Below are 12813 nucleotides of genomic sequence, written 5' to 3'. Positions count from 1 at the left end.
TTGTCGAATGCAGTGAAATGTTTTCTGTGGCGAGAATGGTATAAATTGCTGCGTCAGCAAAGCGCATAGCAGTTTATGATGGCCCCAAAGCGGTTGAATCAGAAGATTATTTAGAGAGTGTTAAGGCATATGTTTAGTAGGAAATTGCATCTGCGAACGCTGATGTTAATGCTATCAGTGGGTGGCATTCTCATTACATCAATTTTGTTACTCAGTGCTTTAACCGTCTTTCAAAAAGGCAATATTGAGGATCGGCTACTGGATAGCAATCTGGCGTATGCGCGAAAGTTAGCGGATACAACAGACCGATATCTTGTCACGGCACAACGCGAGTTGGCCTATAGTGCCGAACAAATCAAGACGCTCAGTAACAAAGCGCATTTGCAAAGTGAAGTTGAGCGACTTCGTTTGCAGTCTGGATTTTTCAACTCCGTCGTCATTGTGAACTCAGATGCAGTAATCGCGGCAACCTCTCCCGAAAGTCTCAAGCTTGTCGGCGTAAAGCTTCACTCAGATGCCAGCGTGCAGGCGATTCAGAAGAAGCAAAACTTTATATCTGAGCCCTTCGTTTCAGCGTCAGGCAATTACGTTGTTTTTATCTCGCAACCCTTGTTTAGCCTTACTGGAGACTATATCGGCTATATTGGCGGCACAATCTATCTTCAAAAAGAGAGCATGCTGAGCGATATCTTAAGCATGCATTTCTATGAAAAAGGTACGGATGTTAGCGTCATCAATGGGGATGGTAAGGTCATTTTTAATCGTGACCCCAAACTTATTGGTACCGAATTTAGCCTCATCTCTGACTATCAAGATAGGATCTTCAGTGGGAAAAGCGGCAATTTCTATGGCAGTAATAACGGAAACGGTAGCCTCGTGGGTTACGCTAGCCTGAAACAAGCAGACTGGAAAATTATTATTTCTGGTGCTTCTGAAGGGGTTTCAAGAATTTTATTAGAGACTGTGATTAATGCGTTTTGGTTTACGTTAGCAATCATTGTCTTAACGATTACCGTGGTCACGATTTTCGCAACCCGAATTTCAACGCCGCTGGAAAAACTGGCCGATTGCACCCGTGCAGAAGGCGACGAACCGACGCTTAAGAAACTCGCAAATATCAAAGTGTGGTACAAAGAGGCCGAACGTCTTAAGGATGCCCTGAGCTTGCATTTGCAAATTATGTCGCGAAGGGTGAGTGCGCTTAGTGATGAAACGATGCGAGATCCGCTGACCAAACTGTATAACCGCAAAGGCTTTAGTTCATCCTTAAAACAATATCGGCAGTATGATAAGCATACTGTTATCGCTATTGATATTGACCACTTCAAGAGAATAAATGATACCTATGGGCATGATGGTGGGGATGCCGTACTGGTTGCATTTAGCGAAAAACTCCGTGAACTCTGCTTAAGCGGGCATGTTGTCTGCCGTTTCGGCGGCGAAGAGTTTGTGGTTTTATTGCCCTATACCGACCTCACCGATGCCGCAGCAGTTGCTGAGCATATTCGCGAGGGAATTGAGCATGCGCTTTTCCCTCATGCGGATAAAGTGACCGTTTCGCTGGGGGTCGCAGGGTTTAGCGATAACAGTAATGATGTCTATGCTGTTTTACGCAAAGCTGACTTAGCGCTATATGAGGCGAAAAGAACGGGCAGGAATAAAGTGGTCATCAGTGGAAGCCAACAATATGCAGAAGTGTAAGCCATGCATTCAGGATTTGACGAGTTAATCTGAACGCTGATGTTTGCGCACAAACGCCATAAGCCCACATTGTTGAATGTGGGCTTTATATTATGTGAGTGGGTATTTTAATCACTATTTGGAGCAGTAAACACGGGCTTCACGAGGGGTGTAAATACCGATTGTCACGATGCGTAGAAAAACATCCATTCCAGATTCCTGAACTTCAGTTCTGACGACTTTGTCCGCACCGCCGCATACCTTGGCCGCATCAATCGTTTGTGTTTGTCCAATGCCCTGAACGAAGAACGTTTGTTTCGTTACCTGAGTTGGTTTCGTCACGATACCATCATTAATTTTGAAGGTCTGTTGAGCGCAGCCGGAGAGTGCCATCGTTGTAAGTAATGCAATTATTAATTTTTTCATAGTCATCAATGGTTATAGTCAATATTGGAAACCGCATATTCTGGCATAACGATGTCTGGACATATCCGACCACCACTATCAGGCCATACTGAATGCAGTGTGTTTACCAGGCATTCATTTATGTGAGTATTAAGGGATCTATTTGTTTCGATGCAAATGACACCCGTTTAGCGACTTGTTGCAGAACGTTTGGTAATCGTGAACGGAATACGGAGGAGGCGTTAGCGGTATAGAAGGGATATTGCTTGGTTTAGTCGCAATTTTACCGCAGCGGTCCTGGCTAATTGGCTACTGCGGGATGGGAGCATTGCTATTCACTGACGAGCCAGAATTCAGCCTCTTCAAACATTTCCTGGACTGTGCGGCTTATCTGCTCTTTCTCATGCTTGCTGGCATCTGTGTTAATTGCCGGAAGCGTCATCATCGGCTTAACCCGCACTTCTGCATCCGGGAAAATACGATGCACTCGCTTACTCAATTCGGCCAAAATGATCTCTTTTGCACCGGGTAAGCCATCAAAATTCCTTTTGTCATATACGAGTTCTACAAACATCACGCATTGTCTCTTTACTGTTTGGATAAACAGTATTTATACTGGGTTTTTATCCAGCATTCAAGTGTCGGGCACGCAAAAAATACGTTGGGGGCTGCCATTGGCTTTGCGCAACACCACTTCACAAAGAGACGGATTGATTAACAAAAAAGCGACTCTCCATTTTTTAATGAAAGCTGGGGAAATTTTTAACCCAGATGCTACTGTGATGGATGAATGGTTTTATCAGGCGAACTCATTAACTCGTGACTCAAGTTCATTTACGTTCATTAACGAAAAAACGGCATCAATATTAATTAGTGCCTGCTGTTGTTTATTTCTGATATAAATGACGTAGGTTTAATAATATTCTCCGTGTGTAATAACGTATTATCTTTCGACCAATAATGTCGTGTGGCATCCTCAACATCAACAACCCATTTAAACACGCCTGCACGTGCAAGTTCGAGGCAATATCGATCGAAAGAGGTCATCCCCGTAAAATGGCGCTTTGCTGCAAGGTGAGCCAGTCGACTGCTGGCTTGCGCATTAATTTTAATCAGTCCCCTGTGACTCTTCATCGAAAAATAGTTATCCGACGTGGTTACTATTTTTACATTTCCAGTCGCGACAAAATAAATGTAGTAGGACACATTGTTTTGTTGTAGAACTGTGAGAAAGCGAAGAAAATTAGACTTAGTCCTCACCTGTTGAAACAACCCTTGGATCATTTCGTTAAATTCCATTTATTCCTTCATCAGCCCCGTGGTTATATATAAGGGGATATCAATGTATACCGAGTGGAGTATGGTTAACAACAAAATAAATGACTAATACGGGCATTCGGTAATAGAAAGCAATGAGTCTGTAGTAGCGATAGTATTCGTTATTTCGTATGGCTACGAGCTTGGCAATTTTGATAGCTTGCTTACCAGGAACGCCCTACACTAGAGGGATAAACATAAGGAGATAGTCATGTTAGAAGGGTACTTCGATCTCGACGGCGCCACCGGCGTTGATGCTGCTGAAAATCACAAGCGTTTACTGGCCGTTCAGGCCGCTCTGGAAATCTCCAAAGCGTCCGTTTCTGCGTCCACTGCAAACTCGGGGATCCGCTCCCAGATGGACCTGCGCAACGTTTCTCAGGAAGTTGCTGCATTGGCTGACGCCATCCAGGATGCGCTGGAAATCAGCGAGTAAATCCTCTTGCCGCCTGCGGGCGGCATTCACCTTTCTTAGCTATTCTGCAAAACCTGTGCAATACGGCCTATAAAATAATCCGTCTCTCTCATTTATTTTCCTTCGACCCCTGTGAGTTTTTCGTCATTGGCTCACGGCTATGCCCCATGAATATCGATGAGCCAGCTCTCTGTTCACTGTTAAGCAGCGGCGTAATGCTCGGATAAGTTATTAAAGGGGGCAGGTTGGGATGGAGGGAGAGTATGACATTCGAGGGTATTCGGGACTCACCACCAGTGCCTGCTGATGAGGCACTCATCTAAGCATCATTCTCCTGTCTATAATGGCACTGTCGACAGCAGGAGAAACTGCGGGTGAATGCGCGTGCTATTCACGGGTACTCAGAACGGTGGGTGGTAGCGTTCTGAGTACCCGTCGGCTTGCTACAACCAAAACTAGTAGGAATAATCTTAATATCTTGTTGTTTTTTTCATGATCTGAATAATGAATGTGGACACCATTAAAGGCATTGTTTTATGAAAAATCACACAATTACAATCATGGCATTGCTTTTTTATCCCACTGTTTCACATTCAGCGCTTCAGGAACGGGAATACAATACCTGGTATTCAAAAGATGCCATCCTGTATGACATGACGCAGACTTCAAATGGTTTCCCCGTCATGTTGAGCATTGCCCAGCCCGGGCGGAGCGGAGCCAATATGGTGGTTTCTTACATATCAGAAGGTGTCTGTGCTGGTAGCAATAACAAATTGAATGTAAATGGTAAGGATATTCCGGCGAAGTACAGCTGCGTGCCGTTAGGAAAGAACAGGATTGAACATTTTGCGGTAAACGATGCTGGGCAAGTCAATGAGATGGTGAATCATCTGACGTCTGATTTCACGTTATTGCTGCAGAATGATATCAAGGTTTGGGCGGCTAACATCAAATCACCAAAATTTGGTGTGACGCCGAGATTTTGATGTGTCATTAGATACCATCGTTGGATAGCCGCTTCATCAGCAGCGTATCTCATGGGTTTCCATGCGTGACAGCGATGTGGCCGATAAGTAACTCATGCGTTACTGAGATTGAACTGTTTCCCTTTTGCGCTTCGGTGGTACACTGAAAATGTGATTTCCATCATGACCTGCGTAAAAACGAGAAAGAGATACTGCTATGCAACATATCATTGAAGGGTTCCTCAACTTTCAGAAAGAAGTTTTTCCTAAACGTCAGGAACTCTTCCGCAGCCTGGCTTCCAGCCAGAATCCCAAAGCACTTTTCATCTCCTGTTCAGACAGTCGTTTGGTGCCTGAGCTGGTTACTCAACAAGAGCCGGGACAGCTGTTTGTTATCCGTAACGCCGGTAACATTGTTCCTTCCTTCGGCCCAGAGCCGGGCGGGGTTTCTGCAACAATTGAGTATGCCGTGGTTGCGTTAGGCGTAACGGATATTGTCATCTGCGGTCACTCTAACTGTGGCGCAATGAAAGCAATCGCTACCTGTCAGTGCCTGGAGCCGATGCCGGCTGTTTCCCACTGGTTGCGTTATTCCGATGCAGCGAAAGCAGTTGTCGAGAAGAAAACCTTTGATAATGAAACTGACAAAGTGAATGCGATGGTAGAAGAGAACGTCATTGCACAGTTGAACAATATCAAAACGCACCCGTCGGTTGCCGTAGGGCTGCGCGATGGCGCGATTCGCCTGCACGGTTGGGTCTACGATATCGAAAGCGGTGCCATTCGTGCGTTGGATAAAGGCTCTAAACAATTTGTCTCTTTAGCCGACAATCCAGACGTCTTCTTCGAATAATCCGCTAACCCGCAATAAAGCCGCCTGAGCTAAACGTTTCCGATAATAGGGGCGTTTAGCCCGGCGGTTTTTGTTTGGCTATTTCGCGCAGCGGTAAACGGTGCCGCTGGCTTTGGTGATGTCAATAAACGGGATGTCATTCTGGCTGTAAGCACCAGCGTATCAGCGCCGAGTTTTTCCCTTGATCCTGCAGGTCGTAGACAACCTGTTTGCGGGCAGATAAATATCCTATCCCTAAAGCCCATGCATTTCGTTATGAATTGATATCCTGCACGCGTTGGCACTGGCTTAAGGATGGAACGGCGACGGCGATAATTTTTACTCGGCAGGCCTGTTCAGTTTGGCTGGCGCAACCCCATATCGTGACGGCCAGGCTGAGATCCAACCAGAGTCATCTTCTCATTCCATGACCTCACCCATCATCGTTTCACCACCAGCGTCAGTCTGCCTCGCCGAGGCGTGCGTAGAGGGGAGTCGTTAGTAATGACATACAGAAAAGGACGCCAGGCCATGGGAATACCTCCCGTTGGGCTTTTTATAAACCTGGCAAAAAGCCGTCAGCATCACGCTCCTGCAAAAGTATTATTCCGCATCATGGGGATCGTTCAGGAGTATGACAAAGGGTGTTAAACCTGCACGATGTAATATAAAAACGGGAGCCTTAGGCTCCCGTTGATGAGGTCTTGCGCTGTACTACCAGCCGCAAACGTCATGTTCGTTTTCGGTATCGTAAGCGCGAACGGTATTGATCAGGTCTTTGACCACATCCGCCGCCACATCAGGGATCAGCAGTTCCATCGGTGTCTCGGTTTCATAATCAACAGAAATGCCGTTGCTGTTATTGGTGACGGTCACCGTGTACGTTGCCTTGCCCATCTTCTTACCCCTTATGCGAGTTAACGACTTTGCCTAAACCTTTTCCTTCAAGGGTCGCATCCGGATCGGCGAAGAAATCAATATTAAAGTATGTGTCGTCGGTCAGTAGTTCGATGCGGTGCCATTTTTGCGGTGGTGAAATCCCGAAGGAACCGGCCTCAATAACCAATTCAACGTCCGGTTCAGCGGCATCACCATCAGGGAAACCGAAATAGCGTACGGCACCCTGCATCACCGAGAGGCGTCCATACACATGGGGCTTAGTATTGTGGTGAGTGAAGAGGGCTTTCGGCGCGGTTTCTTTATTCCAGAACGGTGTCGAACGTGAATGAACAAAATTTTCAGGAATACGTAACATAGATGGCTCCTTACTGCATGGCCCTAAGGCTATAGCGATTTCAGCACATCAGCTTCGACGAAGAAGTCGATGTTAAATACGGTATCGTCGGTCATGGTTTCGATGTAATGCCATTTTTCTGGCGGAAATACGCCAAAATGACCGGCTTCGATAATCAGTTCACTTTCCGGCTCGGGTGACGTTTCAGAGGCAAAACCAAGATAGCGGATAGCTCCCTGATGCACGGATAACCGTGGATAAACGCCCTGACGCGTGCCTTTATCCAGGTGCCGTTGGAAAATGCCGGCAGGTGCGGTGTCTTTGTTCCAGAACGGTGTGGAACGGGTGTGAATACAACTTTGCGGAATGCGTAGCATGTTTCCCCCCTATGCGTTGAAAGTATTAAATCATAAATATCGGCAGCTGTTTACCTAAAAATGCATTTTAAATGCAACTTAACAATTGAGTTAAAAAGATGATCTGTTTACGCCGATAATTGTGAACGTCATGCAACAAAAAATATTCAATTTATTCTTCATTAGTGTTACAAATACAGCAAAATATCGTGGGTTTCGCGTCGGGAGGATGCAATGATTCTGGAAAGGCTGCGTACGCCGAAGGGTAAAAAATTCGTGCTGTCGGCGATGGTTATTTTCGCTATTGCGGTAGTGGTCGTAGGGCGAGCTACGTTTGGCGGCGTGGTTAGCGAGTACAATCTGCCGTATTCTGAATGGACGACGAGCATGTTTGTGCTACAAGGGGCAATGGTCATGGTCTACAGCACCATTTTTACCGTTCTCTTCTCCATTCCGCTAGGTTTCTTGCTTTTAGGATCTGATAGCCAGCAGTAACTCTCTCAGGCGAGCGTTCAGCTCGCCTTCCGCAAATCCTATTGCCATTGTGAATGATACCTGACACGATCAAATCCCTGCCTGCGAATATTTTCATCCATACTGATCACGAGACGTAACGTAAACGAACCGTGACGCGAGTTGATTGCGTAGGTGGCGTTTAAAGGATTGGGGCCATCAGTACGGGGTATCGGTGAGAATTATTCAGGATAGTCTACGCAAAAAGCAGTCACTGTTAGCATCGGTGTTGGTGACCTGTCTGCTTATCTGCCTGGCACTCTTTTTTCTTTATCAGCGCGCACTATCGCAGGTAAACGAAGGCATTCACGAGTTGCAAAATCAGATGATGACCATGTTTAACGACAATGAGTTAATGGCTGAAGCTGCAGGCGTGCGTTACCAGCAGGTTAGCCGTCATTTTCTCTGTGGCGAGGCCGACATCTTTGAGCCTCGTGGTGAAGCGTGGGGGGTGAATGCCACTCCCGGCGCGCAGGATAGCAACCATGGGGCGTTGATCGCAAAGAAGCCGGATCGTAGTGCGCGCTGTATGTACGTCACGGCGGAATATATTCGCGATAAAGTCCGTACCTTGAATCCTGAACAACACGATACTCATCGCTATATTATCGACAGCAACGGACGCTGGTTTTACTGGTTTAATGCTTTAGATTCTGTGCCGTTTACCTTCACTTCGTCGAAAATGGCAAACAATCCCCACGCCTTTTTCGCTGAACCGGAAATGTTTTACGACCGTGTGCTGCAAAAAAGCATCCTCAAGAAGTCGCTTAGCGTAACGGATTTCTACAAAGATAAAATAACCGGTGATATGGCGTACAGCGTGGTGAGCTATATTTACGACCTGTCTGAGGGGGACCCGAGTAACCATATTATCGGCTATCTGGCCTACGATCTTTCACGTCCAGAATTACAGCGAATGCTGCAAGTAGCGTTTAATCAGCAGGTACCTAAGGGGTTGATTCTGGGGTTACAAAGCAGACAAACCGGCGAGGTGATGTGTATTATTAACAACTGCCGCTGGTTGGATCGCTATCATATTCACGAAGTGTCATCGCGCTATGAAATTAAATATGCGCTGCCGGTATGGTTGTTTATTGCGCATGATGCTAATGCACTAGCCATCGTGGGCATGGCGCCAGCGTTATTAATACTACTGTTCTTCTTAATTCGCTTTCATCTTAACCGCGCCGATCTTCGTTTCTATCGTGACCCGCTTACTGGCTGTTTTACACGTAATATTTTTGCGCTCATTCAGCAACGTTCGCTGCCGTTTACGACGGTGATTCTCTTCGACTGCAATAAATTTAAGCACATAAACGATAGCTACGGTCATAAAGCAGGGGATCGGGCATTACAGGCTATCGCGCAGTGTATGCTTGGCGATGTGCGGGCGAACGGTGATTGGGTCATTCGCAGCGGTGGCGATGAGTTTATTGTGCTATTAAGCCGTACGGACATTGCGCATGCTCATATGGTGGCGGAGCGTATCGCTGCCAAAATTGCCGTGTTCCCATTTAGCCCTGATGAACAGTCGGTGCCACTATCGGTATCATGGGGGGTGGCCCCGTGCGTGGATACGCTGGATGCCGCTATCCAACAGGCCGATACGCAGATGTATCAGATGAAGAAAAATCGTGGAGAAAGGCGATAAGCCGACGACAAGCGGCTTATCTCCGGCTTACCACCAACCGAACTCAACGCCGACAACGGTGATGATGGCGATGATAAGCATGATAATCGTGGTCTTTCTCATTGTGCTCCTCCCGGTAGCGCATACCCGCCAATAAAGAACCAGCCCAGAAAAATCACTGCGATAAAGAAGATAACGATGGGGAAAGCGATACCCAGTCTCATTATGACATCCTGATTTCTATTTCTGTATGCCGCGTATGATACTGTAATTATCCCACCCGCTGGACGCTAATTTCCGTGCGATGGCGAAATTTTTTATCCTCGTACATTGCGCTATCGGCGGCACGCAGGGCGCTATCGGGATTCATCTCGTTGGGATCGATAACCACGGTACCGATACTGGCGCCAGGATAATGGATTAGCGTATCTCCGAGCAGATAGTCACCGACCAACAGATGCCGCAGGGCTTCGGTGAATCGCGCAAGCTGTTCAGTCGTCCGGGACAGCGTTGCCACCATAAACTCATCTCCGCCGAGCCGGCCGAGCTGATCGTCTGCCGAAATACCCAGCTTCAGGCGCTGCCCAACCTGTTGTAAAAAGGCATCTCCAGCCTGGTGCCCGTAGAGATCGTTAATCTTTTTAAAGTTATCGAGATCGATAAACGCCAGCAATACGCCGTGGTTAAGGTGCCTTGCCAGGGAAAACAGCATCTCCAGATTATCAAAGACCGCCCGGCGATTAGGCAATCCGGTTAGCGCATCGGTGTAGGAGTGATAAATCAGGGCGGCGTTGGCCTCCTGCAGCTGAGATACCAGGGATTCTTTCTCGATGTAGCGGGCGATAATGCTCGCAAATAGCTGAAGGACGTGCTCGCTGTTGAAGCTGAGCGGCTTTTGTTGGGTGCTCGTGGCACACAGCGTGCCGTACAGCGAACCATCAGTCAGATGGATTGGTGTGCTGAGAAACGTGGTAATGCCTAATGCTTTCGCCGCGTCACAGTCGCTCCACTGTTCCGGCACGTGATCGCTATAGAAGCACTTATCGTCCATTGCCCGCTTGCACAGGGTATCTCCCCAAGGGACGGAAAGATTTTCTGGGATGTTCATTTCGCCACTGTTGTGCGAATAGACAATGTGCTGGAGGTCGGCCTGAGTATCAATTTTTGTCAGATACGTGGATTCCATGTTAGTGACTAACTCAAGCATTTCAAGCAGTTGACGAACAAGGCTCTCCAGAGACTGTTCGGTGGCAAGTGTTTGTGATACTCGGGCAAGGATAATATCTGACATGAAAACGAAGGTCCCCGATAAAGGTGTAAGTGATAGTGTATGATCCTAAACGAAATCGGATTAACTAAATTTTATACATTATGTATCGAGAAGGTAAGCATCCTGTCACCAAAAGGTGTTTTATTGCAGAATATCGGGTGCGAGTTACAGGCAAAAAAAAGCCCCATCGGGGGTGATGGGGCAAAAATAACTCATTGATTATGGAATGTTCTGTTCTCTGGTCAGTTGAGAACGAGAGCCACTTTACGTCGCAAAAGTGTAGCTAAAATGAAGAAATTATGGAGTTTAAAGCTAAACTCCCACCGAAAATAAGGAATGATTATGTTGTATCGTATTGGTTTAATGTTGCCTCTGCTCCTTGTCGGTTGTGCGAAACCATCGGTCCAGGATGCGCCGAAGCCGCCGCAGGTCGGTATGGCGAATCCTGCTGCGGTTTACTGCCAGCAGAAGGGGGGAGAGAGTATTCCGCAGGTGAATGCAGAGGGTCAGTTCAGCCTGTGCAAACTGCCAAATGGTGAAACGATTGAAGAATGGGCGCTGTGGCGTCGCGACCACCCGCAGAAAAAATGACAGCCGGGGATGCTTCCAGTAAAATGCATCCCAGGATAAATCTGAGTAACGAGAGTCGTATGTTTTCGCTAAAACCGGGTTCCACCGCGATTATTATTGGTGCCCGTACCGCTGCAGGTCGCGCCAACATTGGTAAGAGCGTTGAGCTGTTCGCGTTGATTAACCCCGGAGAGCGTTGCCTGAATCCGGTCAATGGTGTGATGACGGAACTGGCTGCCGATGCGCCGCGCGCGCTGTGGCTGGTTACCGGTGATGTGAGTACCGGTGAAGGGCAACACGGTTTTGCGTTTGTCCGCGCTGAATATCTGATGCCGCTGACGCCTGACGCACTGCCAGCGGAAGAGCGCGCTGCGCTGGTGGGATAACGCGACGCCCGAAGGCGCCGCGACAACGTTAGAGATTTTTCAGCCAGTCCGCGAGGACTCGGGCGTGGTTTTGCACGGTGTTGGTGGTGGCGTAAACAAGGGTCAGCCCCCGGTTTTTTGCTATTTCCGCCAGACGTAGGCCGTCATCGCGATGGTGCGACAGCTCCTCGCGATAATGCTGGCAAAATGTAGGAAAATCGATAACTTCACCGTGATAGGCTTTGCGAAGTTCGGCTGACGGTGTCAAATCCTTGCACCATTCATCGTAAACAAGGTCCTCCTTTTTGATACCCCGTGGCCAGAGTCTATCAACCAGAACGCGGTAACCATCATCGGGCGCGGCGTCCTCATAAACGCGTTTACACTGGATCATATCCTTCCTCCCTTTATCCTTTTTTGACCATACCACAAAGAATGGCGGGGTTCGCTATCTGGGTGTTGCTATCTCTTTCAGAGATCGCTAGTCTGAGGCTCCTTATGCCGTTCGTTAAAGCCTGCACATAAGGACTCCCATGGAAAACGCTGCTGTAACTCCCTCTCTTCGTATCGCTCTTGTTGGCGACTATAATGCCGATGTCATTGCGCATCAGGCGATCCCTTTAGCTATTGATGATGCTGCGGCAGTGCTGGAACTTGCCGTGACCTATGATTGGCTGGCAACCGACTCCATTAAGAGCGGCGAAGAATTCGCTGACTATGACGCCATCTGGCTGGTGCCGGCGAGCCCGTATAAGAACATGGATGGGGCGCTGACGGCGGTACGCTATGCGCGCGAAAACAGCCTGCCGTTCCTTGGCACCTGTGGTGGTTTCCAGCACGCGATTATTGAGTATGCGCGTAACGTGATGGGATGGGATGATGCGGCGCACGCGGAAACAGACAGTGAAGGACGTATGGTGATTGCACCGCTGGCCTGCTCGCTGGTGGAAAAAAGTGACACTATCGAACTGCGTGCGAATACGTTGATTGCCCGTGCCTACGGCCGTGACAGCATTGAAGAGGGCTATCACTGCAACTACGGTATCTCCCCGGAATTCTCGGTTGAGCTGGAAACCCAGCCGCTGCGGGTCACCGGCTGGGATGAAAACGGCGATATTCGTGCGGTCGAACTGATAACCCATCCCTTCTTCGTGGCAACGCTGTTCCAGCATGAGCGCAATGCGCTGGCTGGACGTCCGGCGCCGCTGGTGCAGGCATTCCTGCACGCCGCCGCAAACTAAGCGGCTCATAATCAAAAGGC

General features: G+C 48.1%; 18 protein-coding genes. 9 read left to right on the top strand and 9 right to left on the bottom strand.

Going from position 1 to position 12813, the window contains the following annotated elements; all coding sequences use genetic code 11:
• Window positions 1-129: 129 nt before the first annotated feature.
• Entirely contained in the window at window positions 130-1701 is a 1572-nt protein-coding gene (locus KP80_RS01235; protein WP_052281745.1) for a sensor domain-containing diguanylate cyclase, read from the top strand.
• Window positions 1702-1815: 114 nt separating this feature from the next.
• Here the strand turns inward: KP80_RS01235 and KP80_RS01230 are convergent, their stop codons facing one another.
• From KP80_RS01230 to KP80_RS01220, 3 genes are all read right to left on the bottom strand, one after another.
• Window positions 1816-2106 (bottom strand): Bor family protein, encoded by a 291-nt coding sequence (locus tag KP80_RS01230; protein ID WP_052281781.1) that lies wholly within the window; start codon window positions 2104-2106, stop codon window positions 1816-1818.
• 310 nt (window positions 2107-2416) lie between these two features.
• Complete coding sequence (locus KP80_RS01225) at window positions 2417-2659, bottom strand: DinI family protein (RefSeq protein WP_052281744.1); 243 nt, start codon at window positions 2657-2659, stop codon at window positions 2417-2419.
• Window positions 2660-2955: 296 nt separating this feature from the next.
• On the bottom strand, window positions 2956-3384 hold the full coding sequence (locus KP80_RS01220; RefSeq protein WP_052281743.1) for a DUF1398 family protein: 429 nt from the start codon (window positions 3382-3384) through the stop codon (window positions 2956-2958).
• 229 nt (window positions 3385-3613) lie between these two features.
• Between KP80_RS01220 and KP80_RS01215 the strand changes: the two genes are divergently transcribed.
• From KP80_RS01215 to KP80_RS01205, 3 genes are all read left to right on the top strand, one after another.
• Window positions 3614-3838 carry a hypothetical protein gene (locus KP80_RS01215; protein ID WP_035896104.1) on the top strand — a complete coding sequence of 75 codons (225 nt, stop codon included), beginning with the start codon at window positions 3614-3616 and terminating at the stop codon, window positions 3836-3838.
• 515 nt (window positions 3839-4353) lie between these two features.
• Window positions 4354-4803: a hypothetical protein gene (locus tag KP80_RS01210; RefSeq protein ID WP_052281742.1), complete on the top strand. Its 450-nt coding sequence runs from the start codon at window positions 4354-4356 to the stop codon at window positions 4801-4803.
• Window positions 4804-4999: 196 nt separating this feature from the next.
• On the top strand, window positions 5000-5635 hold the full coding sequence (locus tag KP80_RS01205) for a carbonic anhydrase (RefSeq protein ID WP_052281741.1): 636 nt from the start codon (window positions 5000-5002) through the stop codon (window positions 5633-5635).
• A gap of 693 nt (window positions 5636-6328) precedes the next feature.
• On the opposite strand, the gene KP80_RS01200 is transcribed toward KP80_RS01205, so the two are convergent.
• Genes KP80_RS01200 through KP80_RS01190 form a run of 3 tightly spaced genes read right to left on the bottom strand, consistent with a single transcriptional unit; the run spans window position 6329 to window position 7225 of the window.
• Complete coding sequence (locus KP80_RS01200; protein WP_052281740.1) at window positions 6329-6511, bottom strand: DUF1869 domain-containing protein; 183 nt, start codon at window positions 6509-6511, stop codon at window positions 6329-6331.
• Between the two features lie 4 nt (window positions 6512-6515).
• Complete coding sequence (locus KP80_RS01195) at window positions 6516-6869, bottom strand: DUF1971 domain-containing protein (protein WP_052281739.1); 354 nt, start codon at window positions 6867-6869, stop codon at window positions 6516-6518.
• Between the two features lie 29 nt (window positions 6870-6898).
• Entirely contained in the window at window positions 6899-7225 is a 327-nt protein-coding gene (locus KP80_RS01190; RefSeq protein ID WP_052281738.1) for a DUF1971 domain-containing protein, read from the bottom strand.
• A gap of 213 nt (window positions 7226-7438) precedes the next feature.
• Between KP80_RS01190 and KP80_RS01185 the strand changes: the two genes are divergently transcribed.
• Window positions 7439-7699, top strand: coding sequence for a DUF2534 family protein (locus KP80_RS01185; RefSeq protein WP_052281737.1), 261 nt, complete (start codon window positions 7439-7441; stop codon window positions 7697-7699).
• A gap of 193 nt (window positions 7700-7892) precedes the next feature.
• Window positions 7893-9368: a GGDEF domain-containing protein gene (locus tag KP80_RS01180; RefSeq protein WP_052281736.1), complete on the top strand. Its 1476-nt coding sequence runs from the start codon at window positions 7893-7895 to the stop codon at window positions 9366-9368.
• A gap of 98 nt (window positions 9369-9466) precedes the next feature.
• Here KP80_RS01180 and KP80_RS22980 read toward each other — a convergent pair whose 3' ends face one another.
• The gene (locus tag KP80_RS22980) at window positions 9467-9571 is read right to left on the bottom strand and encodes a YoaK family small membrane protein (RefSeq protein WP_100249921.1); all 105 of its coding nucleotides are present in this window, start codon (window positions 9569-9571) and stop codon (window positions 9467-9469) included.
• A 47-nt stretch (window positions 9572-9618) separates the two neighbouring features.
• Window positions 9619-10638, bottom strand: a complete 1020-nt coding sequence (locus KP80_RS01175; protein ID WP_052281735.1) for a sensor domain-containing diguanylate cyclase — start codon at window positions 10636-10638, stop codon at window positions 9619-9621.
• Window positions 10639-10959: 321 nt separating this feature from the next.
• On the opposite strand from KP80_RS01175, the gene KP80_RS01170 reads away from it, so the two are divergent.
• The gene (locus KP80_RS01170) at window positions 10960-11208 is read left to right on the top strand and encodes a DUF333 domain-containing protein (RefSeq protein WP_052281734.1); all 249 of its coding nucleotides are present in this window, start codon (window positions 10960-10962) and stop codon (window positions 11206-11208) included.
• A gap of 59 nt (window positions 11209-11267) precedes the next feature.
• Window positions 11268-11573: a hypothetical protein gene (locus tag KP80_RS01165; RefSeq protein ID WP_052281733.1), complete on the top strand. Its 306-nt coding sequence runs from the start codon at window positions 11268-11270 to the stop codon at window positions 11571-11573.
• Window positions 11574-11601: 28 nt separating this feature from the next.
• On the opposite strand, the gene KP80_RS01160 is transcribed toward KP80_RS01165, so the two are convergent.
• Window positions 11602-11946, bottom strand: a complete 345-nt coding sequence (locus KP80_RS01160; protein WP_052281732.1) for a DUF488 domain-containing protein — start codon at window positions 11944-11946, stop codon at window positions 11602-11604.
• 139 nt (window positions 11947-12085) lie between these two features.
• Here KP80_RS01160 and KP80_RS01155 point away from each other — a divergent pair, with 139 nt between their 5' ends.
• On the top strand, window positions 12086-12793 hold the full coding sequence (locus KP80_RS01155) for a CTP synthase (protein WP_052281731.1): 708 nt from the start codon (window positions 12086-12088) through the stop codon (window positions 12791-12793).
• Window positions 12794-12813 lie beyond the last annotated feature (20 nt).

It is taken from the genome of Kluyvera genomosp. 1 (assembly GCF_001266615.1).
Classification (GTDB): domain Bacteria; phylum Pseudomonadota; class Gammaproteobacteria; order Enterobacterales; family Enterobacteriaceae; genus Kluyvera; species Kluyvera cryocrescens_A.
This window is presented reverse-complemented; position numbering and strand designations above follow the sequence as displayed.